The following is a 24,817-nucleotide window of genomic DNA, read 5'->3' on the forward strand; positions in this document are numbered from 1 at the left end:
TATTGTTTTAATTGTCAGTAAATTATATTTTATAGTTGCTGAAGGTGTAAATTTTAATTGTTGTAATTTTGTTAGAGAAACTAATTTATGAAGAAAAAGTACTTTCTAATATTAATGCTCTTAGTTTTTGCAGCTAGCTTAATTGGGGTTAAAATTTATAATGAATCATCTCAAGATTATTATAAGTTGAATTCTGAAGAAAAGGTAAGTGTAGTAACAGGAAAAAAAGAATCTTGTTTAGAGTGTCACCAAAATACAAAAGGTTATTCTAGTTATCATAATCCAGATTTAATTGGTTGTGCAAGTTGTCATTTAGGAAATACTTCAGCATTAGAAAAAGAAAAATCTCATAAAGGAATGGTTTTAATTCCCGGAAATTTAAGCGATGCTAAAGAGACTTGTGGAAAATGTCATCCAAACGAATTGCGCAAAATTGAAAATTCGTTAATGGCTACCAATAGTGGTTTGGTGGCAGTTGATAAATATATTTTTGGTGAGGCAGATTCTCCAAATTATCAATATCATATTCAGCAAATAAAAAATTCGCCTTCCAATAAGCATTTACGAGATTTATGCGCTAATTGTCATTTAGGAGCCGAGAAAAAAGAGTTTGGTGCAATTACACAGTTAAGTAGAGGTGGAGGTTGTAATGCGTGCCATTTAAATTATTCCGAAGAAGCAAAAAAGGATTTAGATTCATATATAGCTTCAAATAAAAAAGAATTACCTAAAGCACATCCTTCAACAGATATTTTTGTGCAAAATGAACATTGTTTTGGTTGTCATAGTCGTTCAAGTAGAATTTCAACAAATTATGAAGGTTGGCAAGAAACCTTGTTAGATGAAGAAGAATTGACTTCAAAAGAAGGGTTTAGAGTTTTAGATGATAAGCGTGTTTATAAATATATTGAAGAAGATGTGCACCATACTAAAGGCTTGTTGTGTATAGATTGCCATAGTACGCACGAAGTAATGGGTGATGGTAAAAAATACATACACGAAGAAGATGCGGTTTCTTTACAATGTAGCGATTGTCATTTTAAAGAAAAACCAAGAACAATGCCTTACGATTCTTTAGATAGAGAAAGTTTGTTGGTTTTTTTACATAGAGATTATAAACACAATGATAAAGAGATAATTGCAGTTGAAAAGGATGGACATCCACTGGTGAATACTTATGTAGATTCTGTTGGAAATGCTTTTTTAATTGGTAAAAAAGATAAAAAGTTGCATCTATTAAAATCACAAAGTGATGTTTGTTCGAGAGATAATGTGCATAAAAATGTAAGTTGCTCAACTTGCCATTCATCCTGGACATCGCGTTGTATTGGTTGCCATAATGAGTATGATGAAAACGAACCTAGAGCATTTGATTTGTTAGATAGAAAGTATGGTAAAGGGCAATGGAAAGAGTTTATTGCTGAATTTTCGTCATCTAAACCCGCTATGGGAGTTAGAGAAAATAAGAAAGGAAAACATATTGAACCTGCTGTACCTGGAATGATTTTAACTATTGATAAAGGTAGTTATTCAGGAAAAAAAATAGGAGAAGATGTTTCGTTTCATAGGTTGTACGCTCCAAATTCACCGCATACTACAACTTCAAAAGTTAGAGATTGTAAAAGTTGTCATTCGAATTCGGCAACTTTAGGGTATGGAAATGGAGAATTAAATTATATAGTTGAAAATGGAGTAGGTAAGTGGCAATTTGTTGCCGAGTATGCAATAAATAAAAATGATAATTTACCTGAAGATGCTTGGATTCCTTTTTTAGGTGAAACTCCAAAAGGAGTTGTAAATTCAACAAGAACAGATTTTAGACCTTTTTCAATAAAAGAGCAGCAGCAACTGTTAACTGTTGGAGCTTGTTTGCAATGTCATAAAGAAGATTCTAAAGTAATGCAGCAAAGTTTAATTAATGGTTTAAAGCCTCTTTTACAAAAGTTAGATAAGCAATGTGTTTTGCCTGTGTGGGAGTTAGAATAGTTTGCCAATAATTGGAAGTTGTTGTCTTTCTATCCAAATTACTACTCCGCTTAAAATAAAGGTTCCTAAAGCCATATAAAACAATGTACCTCCATCATTATTAATTTCTATGCCTAATTGAGTTAAGTGCATTATAATTGCTCCAAAAATAATTCCAAAAGTTAATGTGGCTCCTGCCCAAATAGTTTTAGGAATTAGAATTAAAACAGCTGCAATTAATTCAATAATTCCAATGCCAATTCTTCCAAAAGGTTCTAAGCCTACTTTTGAAAAAATATAAACGCTATCTGGATGTGCCGTAAATTTAAATCGTAATGTTTGAATTAAAATTACAGCAATAATAATTCGTAAAAGAAGGTAAAGCTTTTTATTCATCGTCTAAGGTTTTAAATTTAGACGATGAATTTTTATGAGTTTACAAATAAGTTTATTTTATTTCGAAAAAACTTGATTGTGTTGTTCTTGAACTCTAATAAAAGTTGTTCTTTTAGTTAGTTCTTTTAATTTGCTAGCACCAACATAAGTACACGTAGATCTTAAACCTCCTAAAAAATCTTGAACTGTATTTTCAACAGCTCCTCTAAAAGGAATTTGTACTGTTTTTCCTTCGGAAGCTCTATAGTTTGCAACACCACCAACGTGTTTGTTCATTGCAGTTTCGGAGCTCATTCCGTAGAATTGCTTGAATTTTTCACCATCAATTTCAATAGTTTCTCCGCCACTTTCAGTATGTCCAGCAAGCATTCCGCCAAGCATAACAAAATCTGCTCCACCACCAAAAGCTTTGGCAATATCTCCTGGTATTTTACAACCACCATCAGAAACAATTTGTCCGCCTAATCCGTGTGCAGCATCCGCACATTCTATAATTGCCGAAAGTTGTGGGTAACCAACACCAGTTTTTACACGAGTTGTACAAACAGATCCTGGTCCAATTCCAACTTTTACAATATCTGCACCAGCAAGAATTAATTCTTCAACCATTTCTCCAGTAACCACATTACCAGCCATTATTACTTTGTTTGGATATTGTTCACGCATGTGTTTTACAAAACCTACAAAATGCTCAGAATAACCATTGGCAACATCAATACAAATAAATTTTAAATGTGGGTTTTGTTCAAAAATAGTAGCTACTTTTTCTTTGTCGGCAGTACTTGTACCTGTGCTTACGGCTATATAATCTATAATTTCGGTTGAAGCACTGTCTACAAAAGTTTTCCATTCTTCAATGGTATAATGTTTATGTACTGCGGTAAAAATTCTATGTTTAGCTAATTCTTTAGCCATTTCAAAAGTTCCAACAGTATCCATATTGGCAGCCATAATTGGCACACCTTTCCATTTGTAGTTGCTGTGTAGAAAAGTAAATTTTCTATCTAAAGATACTTGTGCTCTAGAGCTTAAAGTTGATCTTTTTGGGCGAATCATTACATCTTTAAACCCTAATTTTAATCCCGTTTCAATTCTCATTCTATCTATTTTATTCTCTTAAACTATTATACTTTTTCCTTTGCTTGTTATATTTTTATCACTGTCGAAATGAAAATCAACTCGACCAACATTTAAACCGTAACAGCCTACTTGATTAACCAAAACATTTTCGCCTGCGCTATTTTTAGTAACAGTTGGTTTAGGTAAAAACGTATGTGTATGTCCTCCAATAATTAAGTCTATGTTTTTAGTTTTAGAAGCTAGTGTTAAATCATCAATTTTAGAATGTTTTTCTGTATAGTGATATCCTAAATGCGATAAACAAATAATTAGATCACATTGTTCATCTTCTTTTAAAATTCTACTCATATCTTGAGCAATTTCAACAGGATTTAAATATTTAGTTTCCTTATATAATTTATTATCTACAAGTCCTTTTAATTCAATTCCAATTCCAAAAACTCCAATTTTAATATCGCTTTTATTGAAGATTTTATAAGGTTTTACATGTGTGTCTAGAACGGTATTTTTAAAATTGTAATTAGATGATACAAAATCGAACTTTGCATTAGGTAGTTGCGCGTATAAACCATCTATACCATTATCAAAATCGTGGTTTCCAATAGTTGCAGCATCATATTTAAGCATACTCATTAGCTTAAATTCAATTTCGCCACCGTAGTAATTAAAATAAGGTGTTCCTTGAAAAATATCACCGGCATCTAATAATAAAGTGTTTGGATTTTCTTTTCTAATATTTTCAACTAAAGTTGCTCTACGTGCTACGCCTCCCATATTTGGGTAGTTGTGGTGGTTTATATCAAACGGCTCAATATGGCTATGCGTGTCGTTTGTATGTAAAATGGTAATTTGTTTAGATGTTTTTTTAGCAAACGATTCTAACCCAAGTCCTCCAACAGTTAATAAAGCAGCAGCAGCTGATGATTTTTGAATAAAATTTCTTCTTTTCATAATATCTTATTTCATTATAAATCTACCATCAAGTTTTACCTTAACTGTATCCGTTTCTTTTAAATAATCTATAATTGCGTTTCTAACTTTGTAATCTAGTTTGTGTAATTTAATAGGGTTTTTAAAGAAAACCATATTGTCTCCACCATTTTGTAAATAATCAGATGTTAAAACAAAGTATGTTTTGGTTTTATCTATTTTTTTATTGTTTATGGTAAAAGTGTAACCACTTTTTGTGGCAACCAATTTAACTTGTTTAGATAATGGGTGTGCTGTATTGGCTTTTATAAGAAAATTGCACAGTTCAACTATTTTTTCTGAAGATAATTCTGCAACAACCAAAGTGTTTTCAAAAGGCATTAAATTAAATGCGTTTTCAGTTTTAATATTACCTTTAGTAATTCCAGCTCTTATACCTCCAAAATTGAACAAAGCAAAGTCAATATTTTTACCTGTTCTAGATTTAAAAACCGGATTTGCTCTTTCGTAACATAAATCAGCCATTAAATTTCCTAAGCTACTTTCGTTTAATGCATCTGTTCTAACCAAATCAACAGGAGTATAACTTAAAACGCTACTCATTTCGCTTTCAACCTTTTTTTTGAAAGGAGCAATGTAGTCTTCGATTTCTTTAACTGATTCAGTTTCTTTTGTAATAGGTAAAAGTTTACCTTCAATTTTAACTAATTTATTGGGTTCATTTTTACAACTAAAAAGTAGTGAAATTGCAAAAAATGATAGAATAAAATTTTTCATTGTTGAAATGCTAATGATTTTAACTAATTTTGTGAATTCAAGGGTAAATATAGATGATTTTTACAGGATTCAAACGAAAAACTAATCAAATATTTTTTAACAAGAAACTTACCGAGTTTGTTAATGAAACTAAGGAAGAATCTTCAAAAAAAATAAACAATATTATTGTAATTATTGACGCTATTAATGATGAAGAAAGTATTGTAAAGGAACTATCATCTTTGTTGAAGGTAGATAAAAGTAATATTACAACGGTAATTGCTGTAAATAAGAAGAATAAGAAAGCGCCTATAGAGAATTCATTTAGCGGTGCAGATTTTGGTTGGAGAGGAAAAGTAAAATCTGATTATTTGAAAAACATTTTAACAAAAAAATACGATTTGTTAATTAATTACAGTAAAGTTGATAATTTATATGTCAACTTGTTAATATTGCAGTGTAAATCGGTGTTTAACGCTGGTTTTACACATTTAAATAATGAATTATATCAGTTGTTGGTTGATTGTGAACCAGATGATTATACTGTTTTTAATTCTGAATTGAAAAAATACTTAACGATTTTAAAGAAATTATAATGCAAGAATTATTAGGAACCGGAGTAGCTTTAGTAACACCATTTAATAGTGATAATACTGTAGATGTTGAAGGTTTGAAGCGTTTGGTAAAATACCAAATAAACAATGGTGTAAATTATTTAGTTGTTTTAGGAACAACTGCCGAGGCAGCAACTTTAACTCTTGAAGAAAGAGAGTTAGTTAAGGCAACAATAATTAAGGCTAATAATGGTAAGCTACCTTTAGTGTTAGGTATTGGGGGTAATAATACTGTAAATGTTGTTGAAGAAATTAAGCAAACAGATTTAAGCGATTTTGATGCAATTTTATCAGTTGCACCATATTATAATAAGCCTAGTCAAGAAGGGTTGTATCAACATTTTAAAGCGGTTGCCTTAAGTACTAAAAAGCCAATAGTTTTATATAATGTGCCAAGTAGAACAGGTGTAAATATAGCTCCAGATACAATTATTAGATTGGCTAACGATTTTGAAAACGTAGTTGCTGTTAAAGAAGCAGCAGGAGATATAGTGCAGGCAATGAGCTTAATTCAGAACAAACCAAAAGATTTTATGGTAATTTCTGGAGACGATATGATTGCTTTACCAATGACATTGGCTGGAGGTTCTGGAGTTATTTCAGTAATAGGGCAAGGTTTACCAAAAGATTTTTCTCAATTAATTCAATTAGGTATAGAAGGTAAAAATACCGAAGCATTTGCTTTACATTACAAATTAGCTAATAGTATAGATCTTATTTTTGAAGAAGGAAATCCGGTAGGTATAAAAGCAATGTTACAGAAGCTAGAAATTTGTTCGGCAAATGTACGTTTACCTTTAGTTGAAGCCACACCTCAATTACAAGAAAAAATTAATAGTTTTATTGATAATTATTAGTAATTTTACTTTTTAAATCAAGTGAAATTTTAAATAAAGAATTATGTTATCAGAAAGTATGCAAGCGGCTTTAAATAAGCAAATTAGAATTGAAGCTGAATCTTCTCAAATATATTTAGCAATGGCTTCTTATTCAGAAGATAAAGGGTTAGAAGGAGTTTCTCAATTTATGTATGATGCTTCAGATGAAGAACGCCAGCACATGTTAAAAATGTTTAAGTACGTAAATGAACGTGGAGGACATGCAAAAGTTTCTGAACTAAGTCAACCAGCTTTAGAGTTTGGTTCAATAAAAGAAATGTTTGAAACACTATTTAATCACGAAGTGTTTGTTTCTAAAAGCATAAATGAATTGGTACATATAGCATTAGAAGAAAAAGATTATGCTACTCATAACTTTTTACAATGGTATGTTGCAGAACAAATTGAAGAAGAAGCACAAGCGAGAACTATTCTTGATAAAATAAACCTAATTGGAGACGATAAAGGTGGCTTATATTTATTTGATAATGATGTTAAACAACTTACTGTTGTAAGCTCTGTTATGCCAGGCGCATAATTAACAAACAATTAAGAGCTTTAAGCAATATTTATTTCCTGAGAAAGTTAAATTTGTGGACTATTAATAAAACATTTTAATAATCCATAATTAATAACTAATTTTGCCAAATGCAAAAAAATAAAATTTACATTTTAATTATTTGTGTCGCTGCTACATTTATGTCTTGTGGCGAATACCAAAAAGTATTAAACAAAGGTGCTGTAGGTGACCAATATAAAATGGCTACTGAAATGTATGAGAACCAAAAGTTCAATAAAGCAATTCAGTTATTTGAAAAAGTAACGCCATCATATAGAGGAAAACCTCAAATGGAACGTATTCAATATATGATTGCGCAAGCCCATTACAATACCAAACAATATAGCTTAGCAGCTTATTATTTCGATAAGTTTGCAAAAAACTATCCTAAAAGTTCTAAGTTAGAGGAAGCAGCATATTTATCTGCACACAGCTATTATTTAGCTTCTCCAGTATTTAGTTTAGATCAAAAAGATACAAATGAAGCTATTAATGCTTTACAAAACTTTATTTATAAATATCCAGATTCTAAAAGATTGACAGATGCTAATAAATATATTAAAGAATTAAACCATAAATTAGAGAAAAAATCTTTCGAAATTGCCAAACAATATTACTTAACAGAAGATTATATTGCTTCAATTGTAGCTTTTGATAATTTATTAGCAGACCATTTAGGTACTAGTTATAAAGAAGAAGCGTTATATACTAAGTTTTTAGCATCATACAAATTAGGTATGAAAAGTATATATAGAAAGAAAGAAGAAAGAATAAAAAATGCACTTAAATTTCAAGAGCGTTTTAAAAAGAATTTTTCTGAATCTAAATATTTAAAAGAAACAGAAAAACTGGTAAAAGAATTGAACAAGGAATTAAATGCGGTAGTTGCGCTAAAAACTGAAATATAATGGATTATAAAAATACGAAAGCTGCGAGTAGCACTATTACTTACAATAGAGATAAAATTGAAGCTCCTACAGAAAATTTGTACGAAGCAATTACAATTTTAGCTAAAAGAGCTCAGCAAATTAATGGAGATTTAAAATCTGAATTAATTGATAAGCTAGAAGAATTTGCTACTTATACAGATAGTTTAGACGAGGTTTTCGAAAATAAAGAACAAATTGAAGTTTCTAAATTTTACGAAAAATTACCAAAACCAACTGCAATAGCTGTTGAAGAATGGTTAGAAGGTAAAATTTATCATAGAAACCCAGAAGATAAAGAATAATAAATGTCTATTTTAAGCGGTAAAAAAATTCTTTTAGGCGTTACCGCCGGTATTGCTGCTTATAAAACAGCACATTTAGTACGACTATTTATAAAAGCAGGTGCACAAGTTAAAGTTGTAATGACACCTGCTTCTAAAGAGTTCGTAACTCCACTTACACTATCAACATTATCAAATAACCCAGTATATTCTTCTTTTTTTGAAAAAGGTGAAGAAGATACTGAAGAATGGAACAGCCACGTAGAACTAGGTTTATGGGCTGATTATATGTTGGTAGCACCTGCAACAGCAAATACATTGGCTAAAATGGCTAGTGGTGTTTGTGATAACTTGTTAATGGCAGTATATTTATCGGCAAAATGTAAGGTGTATTTTGCACCTGCAATGGATTTGGATATGTATAAACATCCAACCACAACAGAAAGCGTAGAGAAATTACAAACATTTGGCAACGTTTTTATTCCACCATCTAGTGGTTTTTTAGCGAGTGGTTTAATTGGTGAAGGTAGAATGGAAGAGCCAGAAAATATTGTTTCATTTATTGAAAACGATATTATTAAAGGTATGCCATTGTATAATAAACAAGTTGTAATTACAGCTGGTCCAACTTACGAAGCAATTGACCCTGTCCGTTTTATTGGAAATCATTCTTCAGGGAAAATGGGATTTGAATTAGCTAAAACAGCAGCTAGTTTAGGAGCAAACGTTAAATTAATAACTGGCCCATCTAACGAGCAAGTATCATCTAACTTAATTGAGAGAATTAATGTTGTTAGTGCTGAAGAAATGTATAACGAAGTTCATGGAAATTATGAGCAATCAACAATTGCAATTTTATCTGCTGCAGTTGCAGATTACAGACCAAAAGAAATTTCTGAACAAAAAATAAAAAAATCAACAGATGTAATGTCTATTGATTTGGTAAAAACAAAAGACATATTAGCATCGTTAGGAAAAGCCAAAAAAGACCAGTTTCTAGTTGGTTTTGCTTTAGAAACTAATAATGAATTAGAAAACGCAACGGCTAAATTAACTAAGAAAAACTTAGATTTAATTGTGTTAAATTCTCTGCAAGATAAAGGAGCAGGATTTAAAAAGCCAACAAATAAAGTAACTATAATTGATAAATTCGAAAATATTTCAGAATTTAGTCTAAAATCTAAAGCTGAGGTAGCTGAAGATATATTTAATGAAATTTTGAAACGAATTTATGCGTAAACTACTTTTTATATTTGCTTTGTTATTGGTCGCTTTTCAAGTAAAAGCACAAGAATTAAATTGTACAATTTCAGTAAATTCAGATAAAATTCCTGGTTCAAATAAGCAGGTTTTTAAAACGTTAGAAACTTCGTTAAACGAGTTTATAAATCAAAAGCGTTGGACAAATTTAAATTATAAACCTCAAGAACGTATTGGGTGTAATTTAACCTTAACATTACTAGAACGTGATGGTGATACTTTTAAAGGTCATATTCAAATTCAATCTTCTAGACCAGTATTTAATTCAACATATTTAACACCGGTTTTTAACTTTAAGGATAGTAATTTTACTTTTAATTATACTGAATACGCGCCTTTGTTATACAATGCAACAGCTTTTGAATCGAATTTAGTTTCTGTAATATCATTCTATGTGTATACTGTTTTAGGTATGGATGCAGATACGTTTACCCTAAATGGAGGAACAAGTTATTACACACAAGCACAAGATATTGTTGTACAAGCACAACAAAGTGGTTATTTAGGGTGGAATCAAAATGATGGAACAAATACAAGGTTTACTTTGATTGATAATTTACTATCACCAACATATAGTTTGTTTAGATCTACCATGTATAATTACCATATAAAAGGTTTAGATTACTTAATAAAAGATAAAAAATCTGGTAAAAACGAAATTGCTAAATCAATTTTAGATTTAAAATCTATTTACGATAATCGTCCAAATGCTTTTTTATTACGTGTATTTATGGATTCTAAAGCAGATGAAATTGTACAAACATTTTCTGATGGACCATATATGGATGTATTTAAATTAAAAGAAGACTTGTTAAAAATGTCTCCATTAAATTCATCAAAATGGAATAGCATTAAATAATTTTTTAAGATTATAACCAACAAATGCTTACAAACCTTTCTATAAAAAATTACGCGTTAATTGAAAATCTATCAGTTAGTTTTAGGGATAACTTGTCTATAATTACTGGAGAAACAGGTGCAGGTAAATCTATTTTACTTGGCGCGTTAGGTTTGGTGTTAGGAAAAAGAGCAGATTCTTCAACCTTAAAAAATCCTGAAGTTAAATGTATAATTGAAGCTGAATTTTCAATTTCTAAATATAATTTAGAACCTTATTTTAGAGATAATGATCTAGATTTTGAAGGAGAAACAATTATTAGAAGAGAAATTTTACCTAGTGGTAAATCAAGAGCTTTTATAAATGATACGCCAACAACACTTTCTGTATTACAAGGTTTAAGTGAAAAAATTATTGATGTTCATTCTCAGCATCAAACAATGCAACTTTCTACAAGTAGTTTTCAGTTTAAAGTATTAGATGCATTAGCAAAAACTGCAGCAAAAATAGAATCATACAAAAGAGGTTTAAAGTTATTTAATAAGTTAAACAAGGAGCTTACCGATTTAAAAAGTAATCAGCAAGCTGCAAAAGAACAATACGAGTATAATTTGCATTTGTTTAAAGAGTTAGATGAAGCTAAAATAGTTGTAGATGAACAAGAAAGTATTGAACAAAAGTTAGATAAATTAAATAATATTGAAGAAATAAAAACAAACCTTTTAGAAATTCAAGAAGTATCTTTTGCTGAAGAAATAGGTTTGCAATCTTTATTAAATTCAATAACATCAAAATTAGCCAACATATCTTCATATTCTAAAGAGTATCAAGAGCTTTATGAAAGATTAAATAGTGTAAAAATTGAATTTGATGATGTAGCTAATGAAGTTGAATTAGCTAATGAAAATATTCAATTGGATGCTGGTGAAATTGAAAAGTTAAACGATAGATTACAGCTAATATATAATTTACAAAAAAAGCATACAGTTGGTTCTAATAAAGAACTAATTGAAGTTTATAATAATTTATCTTTAAAAGTGGAGGCTGTTGAAAACTCTTCAGGTCAATTAACTGCTAAAGAAAATGAAGTAAATGAAGTTGCAGCAAAAATTGATGTTTTAGCACAAAAAATAAGTAACGATAGATTAAAAGCAATTCCAAAGTTGGTTAAAAAGTTAGAAAATTTACTTGCAACTTTAGGTATGGAAAATACAAGGTTTAAGTTTAACTTAAAACATACAAAACAGTATTTTCAAAATGGAAAGGATGAGTTGGAGTTATTAATTTCGGCAAATAAAGGAGCCAATTTTGGTGAATTAAAAAAGGTTGCTTCTGGTGGAGAATTATCTAGGATAATGTTATCTGTTAAAGCAATATTATCGGAGTATTTAAGTTTACCAACTATTATTTTTGATGAGATTGATACAGGAGTTTCTGGAGACGTTTCGCAAAAAATGGCTGATATTATGAAACTAATGTGCGATAACATGCAGGTAATTACAATTACTCATTTACCACAAATAGCATCCAAAGGACAACAACATTATAAAGTTTATAAAGAAGATATAAATAATAATATAGTAACAAAACTTAAGCAATTATCAGATAATGAGCGAGTTAATGAGATTGCGGAAATGTTAGGAGGGAAAAATATAACTTCTACAGCAATTGAACACGCAAAAGAGCTATTAAATTAAGAATTTACTATATTTGCCACTGAAATAAAATAAAGAAGAATTAATATGTACAACCTACTAAAAGGGAAAAAGGGAATTATTTTTGGAGCATTAGATGCTAATTCTATAGCTTGGAAAGTTGCTGAAAGAGCGCATGAAGAAGGTGCAACTTTTGTATTAACAAATGCACCTGTTGCTATGAGATTAGGAACAATATCTGAATTGGCTGAAAAAACGGGTTCTCAAGTTGTACCTGCAGATGCAACTTCAATGATGGATCTTGAAAATCTTATTGATAAATCGATGGAGATTCTAGGAGGAAAAATTGATTTTGTATTACATTCAATAGGAATGTCGGTTAACGTAAGAAGAGGAAACCACTATACAAATCAAGACTATAATTTTACAAAAACAGGTTTTGATGTGTCAGCATTATCATTTCATAGAGTAATGAGTATGTTGTATAAAAAAGATGCAATGAATGAATGGGGAAGTGTAGTTGCTTTATCATATATGGCAGCTCAACGTGTATTCCCAGATTATAATGATATGGCTGATAATAAAGCATATTTAGAATCTATTGCTCGTAGTTTTGGTTATTTCTTCGGAAGAGATAAAAATGTAAGAGTAAATACTATATCTCAATCACCAACACCAACAACTGCTGGTAGTGGAGTTAAAGGGTTTGATGGTTTTATTGCGTATGCAGAAAAAATGTCTCCACTTGGTAATGCTACAGCATTAGAATGTGCTGATTATACAATTTCATTATTCTCAGATTTAACAAAAAAAGTAACTCTTCAAAATTTATTTCATGATGGTGGATTCTCAAATATGGGAGTAAGTACTGCAATTATGAGTGATTTTATGGAAAGAGAATTTCCAGAAGAAGAAAAAGGTGAGTAACACACACACTTTTAATAAAATATAAAAAAGCAGCAATTTAAAATTGCTGCTTTTTTTTTGTCTTTTTTTTAATGAAGTGGTTAATCTTTACGTGTCTTTTTTTTGAAGTATGAGTATTATCAGTATTTACGTGGTTTAATTCCTTTAATTTTAAGAAATCAAATATCTAAATAGTAAAAATATTTTATGAGACCACTTAAAATTGTTGTACTTGCAAAGCAAGTACCGGACACACGTCATGTGGGTCCTGATGCCATGAAACCAGATGGTACAGTAAATAGAGGTAAATTGGCAACTGTTTTTAACCCGGACGATTTACATGCGCTAGAACTGGCATTAAACATAAAAGATCGAATTCCAGGAACAGAAGTAACTATATTAACAATGGGGCCACAAAAAGCTGCAGATATTGTTCGTGAAGGTTATTATCGTGGAGTTGACAATGGTATTATGATCTCCGATCGAAGATTTGGAGGTGCAGATACTCTTGCAACTAGTTACACCATAGTTCAAGGAATTAAAAAAATATCTGATTATGATTTAATTGTTGGAGGAAGACAAGCCATTGATGGAGATACAGCTCAAGTAGGACCACAATGTGCAGATAAGTTAAACATTCCTCAAGTAACTTATGTTGAAGAAATTTTAGAAATCGAAGAAGATAAAATTATTGCTAGACGAAGATTGTCTAAAGGAATTGAAACAGTAGCTGCTCCATATCCTTGTTTAATGACCGTACATGGCTCTTCTCCAAAATGCAGATCTAGAATTGCAAAAAATGTAATGAAATATAAATATGCAAGAACTAAATCAGAGCTAAGATCTGCCGATGAGGTGTTACTTAATCTACATAAAAAACGCCCTTATTTAACAATTCCAGAATGGAGTGTTGAAGATATTGAGGCTGATGCTTCAAAAATTGGATTGGCAGGCTCGCCAACTAAAGTTAAAAGCGTTTCAAGTATTGTGTTAACTGCAAATGAATCTAAAATTTTAACAGATTCGGATAGTGACATTGAAGGAATGATTAAAGAATTAATTGAACATCACACCATTGGGTAGTTGATATAACTTAAAATTAGTAAAAATGAAAAGTGTTTTTGTTTATTGCGAAGTAGAAAATAAAAAAGTCGCAGAAATTAGTCAAGAGTTATTATCAGCAGGAAAACGATTAGCTCAAAAATTAGGTTGTCCATTAGAAGCAATGGTTTTTGGAAATAGTTTAAAAGGAATTGAAAGTCAAATTTCACCTTATGGAGTTGATAAATTATTTGTTGCAGATGATGCAAGATTAGAACCTTACACAACATTACCTCACGCAGCTTTGGCTTATAAAGTGTTAAAACAGCAAGATCCTCAAATTGTTTTGTTCGGCGCAACCTCAATAGGAAGAGATTTAGCACCTAGATTAGCTTCAAAATTAAATTGTGGTTTAACAGCAGATGCTACAATATTAGATATTGGAGATCATTTTGTTAAAAAAGAAAAGAAAGAATATACAGATTTGTTGTATGCAATTCGTCCTGCTTTTGGAGGAAGCATTATGGCAAATATTATAAACTGGGATATGCACCCTCAAATGGCAACGGTTAGAGAAGGTGTAATGAAAAAAGAGATTATTGATGAGAATTATAGCACAGAGGTTATTACTGTTGAAGTAAATGGTGTTGTAAAAGATGAAGACTTTGTTGTGGAAGTAATTGACCGTCATATTGAAGAATCTGGTGTAAACTTAAAAGAATCACCTATTATTGTGGCTGGTGGATACGGAGTTGGTTCAAAAGAAAACTTTGACTTACTAAAAAATCTCGCTAATATTTTAGGAGGTGAAGTTGGAGGTTCTAGAGCAGCAGTAGATGCAGGCTTTATTGATCATAACCGTCAAATTGGACAAACCGGAACTACGGTTAGACCTAAATTATATATTGCTGCAGGTATTTCAGGTGCAATCCAACATACTGCTGGTATGCAGGATGCCTCTATGATTATTTCAATAAATAATGATCCTGAAGCGCCAATAAATGATATTGCAGATTATGTAATTACGGGTGATTTAGGAGTTGTTCTTCCTAAAATGATTAAATATTATAAGGAGAACGCAAAATAGTTAAACAATAAAATAAATAGAAGTTTTGAAATAGAATGTAATCGTTATGCTGAATTTGTTTTAGCATCTCATTAAAAAAATAACGAATGGCGCATTTTTAGAATTTCTATAAATAATATAAAATAGAAAAAAATGGATAATTTTTTCAAAGATACACCGGATTTTAAGTTTCACCTTAAAGATCCAATTGTAAAAAAAGTTGTACAATTAAAAGAAGATAATTTTGAGCAATCTGAAAAGTTTGATTATGCTCCTTTGAATCATGAAGATGCAATAGATTCATATGAGAAAGTACTAGAAATAGTAGGAGATATTTGCGCAAATACAATAGCTAATAATGCAGAATCTATAGATATTGAAGGTCCACATATTGAAAATAACGAAGTAATTTATGCTAAAGGAACTACTGAAGATTATAAAGCATTGTATGATGCTGGTCTTGTTGGTATGGCATTACCTCGAGAATATGGTGGTTTAAATTTTCCTTTATTGCCATATGTAATGGCTGCGGAAATGGTAGCACGTGCTGATGCTGGGTTTGCAAATATTTGGGGACTTCAAGATTGTGCCGAAACTATTTACGAGTTTGGTTCAGAAGAACAAAAAGAAAAGTTTTTACCTAGATTTAATAGAGATGGAGCAACAGCAGCAATGGTTTTAACAGAACCAGATGCAGGATCGGATTTACAAGCAGTAAAACTAAAAGCTGTTTTTGATGAAGAAAAAAATACTTGGGTTTTAAATGGCGTTAAGCGTTTTATTACTAATGGTGATGCTGATATTTCGTTAGTGTTAGCTCGTTCTGAAGAAGGAACTAGTGATGCTCGTGGATTATCTATGTTTATTTACGATAGAAATGATCACGCAGTTGAAGTTCGACATTTAGAAAAAAAACTAGGAATTAAAGGTTCTCCAACTTGTGAATTAGTGTTTAAAGATGCTCCTGCTGAATTAGTAGGGAAAGAGCGTTTTGGTTTAATTAAATACGTAATGTCTTTAATGAACTCTGCGCGTTTAGGTGTTGGTGCGCAATCTGTAGGTATTGCAGACGCTGCTTATAGAGAAGCTTTAAAATACGCTGAAGAAAGAGCGCAGTTTGGGAAAGAAATTGTGAATTTTCCAGCGGTTTACGAAATGTTAACCAATATGAAAGTTAAAGTAGATGCACTTCGTTCTTTATTATATGAAACTACACGTTTTGTAGATCTTTTAAAAGCTTATGAGGAAGTTATGAAAGATAGAAAGCTAGAGAAAGAAGAACGTATGGAAATGAAACACTATGCTAAACTTTCTAACGTGTTTACACCTCTTATTAAATTAACTGCAAGTGAGGCTTGTAATAAAATTGCTTACGATTCTTTGCAAATTCACGGAGGTACTGGTTTTATGAAAGATTTTCCGATAGAACGTATTTATAGAGATGCTAGAATTACTTCAATTTACGAAGGAACATCTCAATTACAAGCAGTAGCTGCAATTAAAGGTGTAACTACTGGAGTTTTCTTCGATCAAATTAAAGAGTATGATGCGTTAGTATCAGATAAAAACTGTGAAGTAAGAACAAAACTTCATAAAATGGCAGAAAAATATCAAACTATTGTAAAAAGAGTTGTAGATCAAGATAGTGCTGAATTGATAGACTTTCATTCAACTAGGCTAGTAGAAATGGCCGGTAATATTATTATGGGGTATTTATTAGTATTGAATAGTCAAAAAGATGAGAAATTTGTGAAGACTGCAAGGTTGTTTGTAAATTTAGTACGATCTGAAAACAAAGAGAGATTTGATTATATGAGAGGGTTTAGTTTAGAAAATTTAGAGATGTACAAAGATGTAGATTTAGAGGTTTTACAGAACTAATTCTATTAAAATAATTATAAAAATTGTCATTTTAAGTGAGGCGAAAAATCTTTTTTTAGATGCTGAATTTCATTTAGAATGACAATTTTTTAGTTTAAATTTGCTTCAAATCAAAAAATAGTGAAGTTACTTTTTTCAATAATAATTCCAGTTTACAATAGACCTCAAGAAATTGACGAATTATTGCAAAGTTTAACAACCCAAACTTATACTAAAAAGTTTGAAGTTATTATTGTTGAAGATGGATCAGAAAATATTTCAAAAGAAATTGTTGAGAGTTACCAAGAGAAACTTCAATTAAAATATTTTTTAAAAAATAATACTGGAGCAGGAGCAAGTCGAAATTATGGAATGCAAAAGGCCTCTGGAAATTACTTTATAATTTTTGATTCAGATTGTATAATTCCGCCTAACTATTTAAATGAAGTAGAAAAAGCTTTAATTAATAATTATACAGATGCTTATGGAGGTGCAGATGCTGCGCACGAATCTTTTACAATTATTCAAAAAGCAATAAATTATAGTATGACTTCCTTTTTTACAACCGGTGGAATTCGAGGAAGTAAAAAAGCAGTAGATAAATTTCAACCAAGAAGTTTTAATTTGGGAATTTCAAAAAAGGCTTTTGAAGCAACTGAAGGTTTTTCTAAAATGAAAATAGGAGAGGATATTGACTTAACTTTTAGAATTTGGGAGCATAAATTTGATACTCAATTTATTGAAGGTGCTTTTGTGTACCATAAACGAAGATCTACTTTTAAGCAGTTTTTTAAACAAACTTTTGCCTTTGGAAAAGGAAGGCCATTTTTGAATGCAAAATTTCCTGGAACTGCCAAAATTACCTATTGGTTTCCTTCAGTTTTTTTAATAGGTTTATTATTTTCAATAGTAGCTTTTATTACAGGTATTAATTTATTTATTGGTTTGGTAGGGTTATATTTTGCCGTAATTTTTATTGATTCATTATTAAAAAATAAAAGTATTCTAGTTGCTGCGGCAAGTATTGTTACAACGCTAATTCAGTTTTGTGGTTACGGTTCTGGTTTTATAATCGGTTACTTAAAACCTAGAAGTTAAGTTTTGAGCAAAAAAAAAGGTTGATTGCTCAACCTTTCTTTAATTATGTTTTTTGTTGATTACTCAACTTTGTCTTTTTCTATACTAATTGTAAGCTCATCCTTATCTTTATCAAGTTCCATAGTTATGGTGTCGCCTTCTTTTAATTTAGAGTTTACAATTTCTTCAGCCAATGCATCTTCAATATATTTTTGAATTGCACGTTTTAAAGGTCTAGCTCCATATTGCTTATCAAAACCTTTATTGGCAATGTAATCTTTAGCTTCATCACTTAAGTTTAAGTTGTAACCTAAATCTTCAATACGAGAAACTAATTTTTTCAATTCAATATCAATAATTGAATGAATATCTTCACGCTCTAATGCATTAAACACAATTACATCATCAATTCTATTTAAAAATTCTGGAGCAAACGATTTTTTTAAGGCATTTTCAATTACACTTTTAGCATTTGCATCTGCTTGTGCTTTTTTAGATGAAGTACCAAAACCAACACCAGAACCAAAATCTTTTAATTGACGTGATCCAATATTAGATGTCATAATAATAATTGTATTTCTAAAATCTATTTTACGACCTAAACTATCTGTAATATGCCCATCATCTAAAACTTGAAGTAACATATTAAAAACATCTGGATGCGCTTTTTCAATTTCATCTAGTAAAACTACTGCGTAAGGTTTACGTCTAATTTTTTCAGTTAGCTGCCCACCTTCTTCATAGCCAACGTATCCTGGAGGTGCACCAACTAAACGAGAAATGGCAAATTTCTCCATATATTCACTCATATCAATTCTAACTAAAGAATCTTCATTGTCAAATAATTCGGTAGCTAAAACTTTGGCTAACTGTGTTTTTCCAACTCCAGTTTGCCCTAAAAATATAAATGAACCAATTGGCTTATTTGGATCTTTAAGTCCAACACGGTTACGCTGAATAGCTTTAACAACCTTTTTAACAGCTTCATCTTGACCAATAACTTTACCTTTAATTAATTCAGGTAAATCGTGTAATCTATTCGTTTCTGCTTCTGCAACTCTGTTAACAGGAATTCCTGTCATCATAGAAACTACTTCGGCAACATTATCTTCAGTTACAATTTCTCTATTTAATTTTGAAGCTTCTTCCCATTTAGTTTGTTCGGTTTGTAATTGACCTTCAACTCTTTTTTCATCATCACGTAAACGAGCGGCTTCTTCATATTTTTGACCATTTACAGCAGCTGTTTTATTAGTTTTAATTTGTTCTAATTCAGCTTCTAAATGTAAAACCTCTTTTGGAACCACAATATTTGTTATATGTATTCTAGAACCAGCTTCATCTAAAGCATCAATAGCTTTGTCTGGTAAAAAACGATCTGTCATATAACGGTTTGTTAATTTTACACAAGCTTCAATAGCTTCATTAGTAAAATCTACATTATGGTGTTCTTCATATTTTTCTTTTATATTATGAAGTATTTGTATTGTTTCTTCAACAGATGTTGGTTCTACAATTACCTTTTGAAAACGACGCTCTAAAGCTCCATCCTTTTCAATATTTGTTCTGTACTCGTCTAAAGTTGTGGCACCAATACATTGAATTTCTCCACGAGCCAATGCAGGCTTTAACATATTTGAAGCATCTAAAGATCCAGTTGCTCCACCAGCACCAACAATGGTATGAATTTCATCAATGAATAAAATAATATCTTCATTTTTCTCTAATTCATTCATTAGAGCTTTCATTCTTTCTTCAAACTGACCACGGTATTTAGTACCTGCAACTAAACTAGCAAGGTCTAATGATATTATACGCTTGTCAAATAAAATTCTAGAAACCTTACGTTGAACAATTCTTAAAGCTAAACCTTCGGCAATGGCAGATTTACCAACTCCTGGCTCACCAATAAGCATTGGATTGTTTTTCTTTCTTCTACTTAATATTTGAGAAACTCGTTCAATTTCTTTTTTACGTCCAACAACAGGGTCTAATTTGTCTTCTTCAGCCATACGAGTTAAGTCTCTACCAAAATTATCTAGAACAGGAGTTTTAGATTTTTGTTGTGGAGATTTTCCACTTTTTGGTTGCTCAAAAGGATTAGATTTTGGAGCTTCAAAATCGTCATCAGAAGGAGTGTCAGCTCTTGGAGTATCAATTTCTTCATCAGTAAATAACTGTTTAAATACAGTTTTTACATCTTCATAGTTTGCTTCGAAGTTATTTAAAAGCTTTGTGGTTGGATCATTTTCGTTTCTAAGAATGCAAAGTAACAAGTGAGCAGTATTTACAGAATCGTTTTGATACAGTTTAGCCTCTAAAAAAGTTGTCTTTAAAGCTTTTTCTGCTTGCTTTGTTAAATGCAGACTTTTTTTACCGTTAGAAAGTAACGCAGAAGGATTGCTAGGACTAAGTCCTTCAATCTTTTTTCTTAAATGATCTAGGTTAATATCTAATGAATTTAATATTTCTATTGCTTTGCCGTCTCCTTTTCGTAAAACTCCTAGCATAAGATGTTCTGTACCTATAAAATCGTGTCCCAATCTTATAGCTTCTTCCTTACTGTATGCTATTACATCTTTAACTTTTGGTGAAAAATTATCGTCCATAACTATGTGTTTATATGGTAAAATTAACTGATTTTTTTTGTTTTTTAGTACAAAAATAAAGCCACTTTAAAATATTTTGAAATTTTGTCAGTTTTAATTCTTTAAAAACAGTTGTAAATCAGCGGTTTAATAAGCTTGCTTTTCAACTAGATATTGTTAATAAGTAATATAAAAACAACGTAATTAATAATTTGTAAAAATTCGAAAAGTTGTATATTGCTTTGTTAAAATTTGACATAAAAAAATTAAAAAAAAATATATGGCAGACGGAGAAAAACTGATACCAATTAACATAGAAGATGAAATGAAATCAGCTTACATTGATTATTCAATGTCAGTGATTGTTTCAAGAGCATTACCAGATGTTCGCGATGGTTTAAAACCGGTACACAGAAGGGTTTTATACGGAATGCACGAATTAGGAATAAAAGCAACAGGGTCTTATAAAAAGTCAGCCAGAGTTGTTGGGGAAGTATTAGGTAAGTATCACCCGCACGGAGATACATCTGTATACGACTCAATGGTACGTATGGCACAAGACTGGAGTGTAAGATATATGATGGTAGATGGTCAAGGTAACTTTGGTTCTGTAGATGGTGACAGCCCGGCAGCAATGCGTTATACTGAGGTGCGTATGCAAAAAATATCAGAAGAAATGTTATCTGATATTGAAAAAGATACTGTAGATCACAAATTAAACTTTGATGATACTTTAAATGAACCAACAGTATTACCAACTCGTATACCAAACTTATTGGTAAACGGAGCTTCTGGTATTGCAGTTGGTATGGCTACAAATATGGCACCGCATAACTTAACTGAGGTTATTAACGGTACTGTAGCTTATATTGAAAATAGAGATATTGAAATATCTGAACTAATGCAGCACATTAAAGCTCCTGATTTTCCAACTGGTGGGATTATCTATGGTTATGAAGGTGTAAAAGATGCATTTGAAACAGGTAGAGGTAGAATAGTAATGCGTGCTAAAGCCACTATTGAAGAGGTAAAAGGACGTGAGTGTATTATTGTTACTGAAATTCCTTATCAAGTTAATAAAGCAGAAATGATTAAAAAAACTGCTGAATTAGTTAATGATAAAAAATTAGAAGGTATTGCAAACATTCGTGATGAATCGGATAGAAATGGTATGCGTGTAGTGTACGTTTTAAAACGTGATGCAATTCCAAACATTGTTTTAAATAAATTATTTAAATATACAGCTTTACAAACTTCTTTTAGTGTAAATAATATTGCATTAGTAAACGGAAGACCAGAGCAATTAAACTTAAAGCAATTAATTCATTATTTTGTAGAGCATAGACACGAAGTTGTTGTTAGACGTACACAATATGAATTAAAGAAAGCGGAAGCAAGAGCACATATTTTAGAAGGTTTAATTATTGCGAGTGATAATATTGATGAAGTAATCAAAATTATTAGAGCATCTTCTAATGCAGACGAAGCAAGAGAAAGTTTAATTGAGCGTTTTGGATTAACAGAAATTCAAGCAAAAGCTATTGTTGAAATGCGTCTACGTCAATTAACAGGACTAGAGCAAGATAAACTAAGAGCTGAGTATGACGAAATAATTAAACAAATTGCAGATTTAAAAGATATTTTAGATAACGAAGAACGTCGTTACCAAATTATTACTGATGAATTAGTTGCTATTAGAGATAAATATGGTGATGATCGTAGATCTGTAATTGAGTATGCTGGTGGAGACTTATCTATTGAAGATATGATTCCTAATTCAGAAGTTGTAGTAACAATTTCACACGCAGGTTACGTTAAGCGTACAAACTTAGACGAATATAAAGTTCAGAATAGAGGTGGTAGAGGACAAAAAGGAGTTGCTACTAGAAATGAAGATTTCTTAGAGCACTTGTTTGTTGCTACAAATCATCAATACATGTTATTCTTTACTCAAAAAGGAAAAGTATTCTGGATGCGTGTTTATGAAATACCAGAAGGTGGTAAAAACACAAAAGGTAGAGCAATACAGAACTTAATAAATATTGAGCAAGACGATAAAGTAAAAGCATTCTTAGTTACCGAAGACCTAAAAAATGAAGAGTATGTAAATAATCATTATGTGATTATGGCAACTAAAAGAGGTCAAGTTAAAAAAACATCTTTAGAGCAATATTCTAGACCAAGAACAAATGGTATTAATGCTATTACTATTAAAGAAGGTGATGAGTTATTAGAGGCTAAATTAACTACTGGTAACAGTCAAGTTATGATGGCGTTAAGATCTGGTAAGTCTATTCGTTTTGAAGAAAGTAAAACTAGACCAATGGGTAGAAATGCTTCAGGGGTAAGAGGTATTACTTTACAAAATCCACAAGATGAGGTTATTGGAATGATAGCTGTAAACGACCAAGAAAGCAATGTGTTAGTTGTTTCAGAAAATGGTTACGGTAAACGTTCAAGTTTAGAAGACTATAGAATTACAAATCGTGGTGGTAAAGGTGTAAAAACAATAAATGTTACTGATAAAACAGGTGGTTTAGTTGCAATTAAAAATGTAACTGACGAAAATGATTTAATGATTATTAACAAATCGGGGATTACTATTCGATTAGCTGTTGCGGATCTACGTGTTATGGGTAGAGCTACACAAGGAGTTAAGTTAATAAATATTAAGAATAACGATTCAATTGCATCTGTTGCAAAAGTAATGCATGAAGAAGAAGAGGAGATAGAAGTTAATGCTTCAGAAACGGAGAATGGCACGGATATTGAATCTAGTACAGAAGAAAATAACAATCAAGAATAAATCAATCTAAAATGAGAAAACAAATATTAGTATTGTCAGCTATAGTAATGAGTATGACAGTATTTGGACAGAAAAACGAGCTTAAAACAGCAGAAAAAGCAATTAAAGCTAATAATGTTGAAGCAGCTCTTGCAGCAATTGGTCAAGCGGAAGGTTTGATTGAAAATGCAGATCAAAAAACAAAAGCAAAATTTTATTATTTAAAAGGTAAAGCTTTATACAATAATGGAAAAGTAAAAAATATTGGTAAAACTGCTGCTGCTTTAAAAAAATTAATTTCATTTGAAAAGCAAACTAACAAGCCAAAATACTCTAAAGAGTTTAAAGAAATTCAGGGAAAACTAGTACAAAGATTTTCAACTAAAGCTAATGATAGTTATAAAAAAGCTGTTGAAACAAAGAGCCCAGATGATTATAAAGCTGCTGCAAAAGGATTTCATAACATATATGTTTTAAGTCCAAGAGATACATCTTATTTAGACAATGCTGCATTACTTTATAGTATGGCTAAAGACAATAAGAATGCTATTAAATTGTATGAGCAATTGTTAAAAAAAGGTTATACAGGAATTACAACTGTTTATACTGCAGTTAGTAAAGCTGATGGTAAAAAGGTAACTTATGCAGATAAGTCTAGTAGAGATACTCAAGTAAAATTGAAGTTGGCTTCAAACCCAGGAAAAGAGGTTAAAGAATCTAGAAAAGCAATGATTTATAAAAACTTAGCTTCTAGTTATTCTGCAGATGGTAACGCTGAAAAAGCTAAAGAAATTTTAGCTAAAGGTAGAGAAGAGTTTCCTAATGATTATATTTTGTTAATTGAGCAAGCTAACTTAGCTTTTAAAGCTGGTAATAATGCTAAATTTAAAGAGTTGTTAGAAATGGCAATTGAATTAAACCCAACAGAACCTTCTTTATACTATAATGTTGGTGTTATGAGTTTAAATCAAAAAGATGTTGAAGGGGCAATTGCAAACTTTAAAAAGGCAATTGAATTAAAGCCAGATTATGCAGATGCTTATAACAATGTTGGTGCTGCAATTTTAGAGAAAGCTGAGCCAATTATTGAAGAAATGAATAAAAGCTTAAATGACTTTGATAAGTATGATAAGTTGCAAAAAGAGCAATTTGAAGTTTATAAAGAAGCTGTACCATATTACGAAAGTGCATACAAGTATGACAAAAGTAATATCGCAATAGTTCAAACATTAATGGGGTTATATGAAAACCTTGATATGGGAGATAAATTAAATGAAATAAAAGCTGTTTACGAAGAAATGAAGCAGTAATAAATATTTACTAATATAAAAAAAAGCTCACTATTTAATAGTG

At 30.8% G+C, this 24,817-nt stretch carries 21 protein-coding genes; 16 read left to right on the plus strand and 5 right to left on the minus strand.

All coding sequences use genetic code 11. From position 1 onward, the window contains the following. Nucleotides 1-87: 87 nt before the first annotated feature. Entirely contained in the window at nucleotides 88-1,986 is a 1,899-nt protein-coding gene (locus tag BLU40_RS12070; protein WP_139170959.1) for a hypothetical protein, read from the plus strand. Here the strand turns inward: BLU40_RS12070 and BLU40_RS12075 are convergent. The 4 genes from BLU40_RS12075 to BLU40_RS12090 are packed head-to-tail and all read right to left on the minus strand — an operon-like array spanning nucleotide 1,978 to nucleotide 5,148. After that, nucleotides 1,978-2,361, minus strand: coding sequence for a DoxX family protein (locus BLU40_RS12075; RefSeq protein ID WP_090123824.1), 384 nt, complete (start codon nucleotides 2,359-2,361; stop codon nucleotides 1,978-1,980). The genes BLU40_RS12070 and BLU40_RS12075 overlap by 9 nt on opposite strands. 57 nt (nucleotides 2,362-2,418) lie before the next feature. After that, nucleotides 2,419-3,459, minus strand: coding sequence for a GMP reductase (locus BLU40_RS12080; RefSeq protein WP_090123826.1), 1,041 nt, complete (start codon nucleotides 3,457-3,459; stop codon nucleotides 2,419-2,421). Between the two features lie 18 nt (nucleotides 3,460-3,477). Beyond that, entirely contained in the window at nucleotides 3,478-4,392 is a 915-nt protein-coding gene (locus BLU40_RS12085; protein WP_090123828.1) for a bifunctional metallophosphatase/5'-nucleotidase, read from the minus strand. Between the two features lie 6 nt (nucleotides 4,393-4,398). Next, nucleotides 4,399-5,148, minus strand: a complete 750-nt coding sequence (locus BLU40_RS12090; protein WP_090123830.1) for a 5'-nucleotidase C-terminal domain-containing protein — start codon at nucleotides 5,146-5,148, stop codon at nucleotides 4,399-4,401. Nucleotides 5,149-5,201: 53 nt separating this feature from the next. Here BLU40_RS12090 and BLU40_RS12095 point away from each other — a divergent pair, with 53 nt between their 5' ends. The 13 genes from BLU40_RS12095 (at nucleotide 5,202) to BLU40_RS12155 (ending at nucleotide 18,112) form a co-directional block, all read left to right on the plus strand. Next, nucleotides 5,202-5,723, plus strand: coding sequence for a DUF6913 domain-containing protein (locus tag BLU40_RS12095; protein ID WP_090123831.1), 522 nt, complete (start codon nucleotides 5,202-5,204; stop codon nucleotides 5,721-5,723). Then, nucleotides 5,723-6,598, plus strand: coding sequence for a 4-hydroxy-tetrahydrodipicolinate synthase (gene dapA / locus BLU40_RS12100; protein ID WP_090123833.1), 876 nt, complete (start codon nucleotides 5,723-5,725; stop codon nucleotides 6,596-6,598). Before BLU40_RS12095 ends, dapA begins: the two co-directional genes overlap by 1 nt. Before the next feature lie 43 nt (nucleotides 6,599-6,641). Continuing rightward, nucleotides 6,642-7,157 (plus strand): ferritin, encoded by a 516-nt coding sequence (locus BLU40_RS12105; RefSeq protein WP_090123835.1) that lies wholly within the window; start codon nucleotides 6,642-6,644, stop codon nucleotides 7,155-7,157. Between the two features lie 110 nt (nucleotides 7,158-7,267). Continuing rightward, a complete protein-coding gene (locus BLU40_RS12110; protein ID WP_090123837.1) occupies nucleotides 7,268-8,086 on the plus strand; it encodes an outer membrane protein assembly factor BamD in 819 nt (272 codons plus the stop codon). Continuing rightward, nucleotides 8,086-8,409 carry a DNA-directed RNA polymerase subunit omega gene (locus BLU40_RS12115; protein WP_090123839.1) on the plus strand — a complete coding sequence of 108 codons (324 nt, stop codon included), beginning with the start codon at nucleotides 8,086-8,088 and terminating at the stop codon, nucleotides 8,407-8,409. Before BLU40_RS12110 ends, BLU40_RS12115 begins: the two co-directional genes overlap by 1 nt. A 3-nt stretch (nucleotides 8,410-8,412) precedes the next feature. After that, nucleotides 8,413-9,627, plus strand: coding sequence for a bifunctional phosphopantothenoylcysteine decarboxylase/phosphopantothenate--cysteine ligase CoaBC (coaBC, locus tag BLU40_RS12120; RefSeq protein ID WP_090123841.1), 1,215 nt, complete (start codon nucleotides 8,413-8,415; stop codon nucleotides 9,625-9,627). Then, nucleotides 9,620-10,507 (plus strand): type IX secretion system protein PorD, encoded by an 888-nt coding sequence (gene porD, locus BLU40_RS12125; protein WP_090123843.1) that lies wholly within the window; start codon nucleotides 9,620-9,622, stop codon nucleotides 10,505-10,507. The genes coaBC and porD overlap by 8 nt, the downstream gene beginning before the upstream one ends. A 23-nt stretch (nucleotides 10,508-10,530) precedes the next feature. Next, complete coding sequence (gene recN, locus BLU40_RS12130) at nucleotides 10,531-12,183, plus strand: DNA repair protein RecN (protein WP_090123845.1); 1,653 nt, start codon at nucleotides 10,531-10,533, stop codon at nucleotides 12,181-12,183. Between the two features lie 45 nt (nucleotides 12,184-12,228). Further along, nucleotides 12,229-13,068 (plus strand): enoyl-ACP reductase FabI, encoded by an 840-nt coding sequence (locus tag BLU40_RS12135; protein ID WP_090123847.1) that lies wholly within the window; start codon nucleotides 12,229-12,231, stop codon nucleotides 13,066-13,068. 186 nt (nucleotides 13,069-13,254) lie between these two features. Beyond that, complete coding sequence (locus BLU40_RS12140; RefSeq protein WP_090123849.1) at nucleotides 13,255-14,130, plus strand: electron transfer flavoprotein subunit beta/FixA family protein; 876 nt, start codon at nucleotides 13,255-13,257, stop codon at nucleotides 14,128-14,130. A 25-nt stretch (nucleotides 14,131-14,155) separates the two neighbouring features. Then, on the plus strand, nucleotides 14,156-15,175 hold the full coding sequence (locus BLU40_RS12145; RefSeq protein WP_090123851.1) for an electron transfer flavoprotein subunit alpha/FixB family protein: 1,020 nt from the start codon (nucleotides 14,156-14,158) through the stop codon (nucleotides 15,173-15,175). Between the two features lie 132 nt (nucleotides 15,176-15,307). Beyond that, entirely contained in the window at nucleotides 15,308-17,035 is a 1,728-nt protein-coding gene (locus BLU40_RS12150) for an acyl-CoA dehydrogenase family protein (RefSeq protein ID WP_090123853.1), read from the plus strand. 120 nt (nucleotides 17,036-17,155) lie between these two features. Then, nucleotides 17,156-18,112, plus strand: a complete 957-nt coding sequence (locus BLU40_RS12155; protein ID WP_090123854.1) for a glycosyltransferase family 2 protein — start codon at nucleotides 17,156-17,158, stop codon at nucleotides 18,110-18,112. 59 nt (nucleotides 18,113-18,171) lie between these two features. Here BLU40_RS12155 and BLU40_RS12160 read toward each other — a convergent pair whose 3' ends face one another. Next, complete coding sequence (locus BLU40_RS12160; protein ID WP_175454785.1) at nucleotides 18,172-20,700, minus strand: ATP-dependent Clp protease ATP-binding subunit; 2,529 nt, start codon at nucleotides 20,698-20,700, stop codon at nucleotides 18,172-18,174. A gap of 259 nt (nucleotides 20,701-20,959) precedes the next feature. Between BLU40_RS12160 and gyrA the strand changes: the two genes are divergently transcribed. Together gyrA and BLU40_RS12170 are read left to right on the plus strand one after the other, a co-directional pair. Then, on the plus strand, nucleotides 20,960-23,485 hold the full coding sequence (gene gyrA, locus BLU40_RS12165; protein WP_090123858.1) for a DNA gyrase subunit A: 2,526 nt from the start codon (nucleotides 20,960-20,962) through the stop codon (nucleotides 23,483-23,485). Between the two features lie 11 nt (nucleotides 23,486-23,496). After that, complete coding sequence (locus BLU40_RS12170) at nucleotides 23,497-24,774, plus strand: tetratricopeptide repeat protein (RefSeq protein ID WP_090123861.1); 1,278 nt, start codon at nucleotides 23,497-23,499, stop codon at nucleotides 24,772-24,774. The last annotated feature ends 43 nt before the right edge of the window (nucleotides 24,775-24,817 follow it).

The sequence above is a fragment of the Lutibacter oricola genome (genome assembly GCF_900106565.1).
GTDB classification, from domain to species: Bacteria; Bacteroidota; Bacteroidia; order Flavobacteriales; family Flavobacteriaceae; genus Lutibacter; species Lutibacter oricola.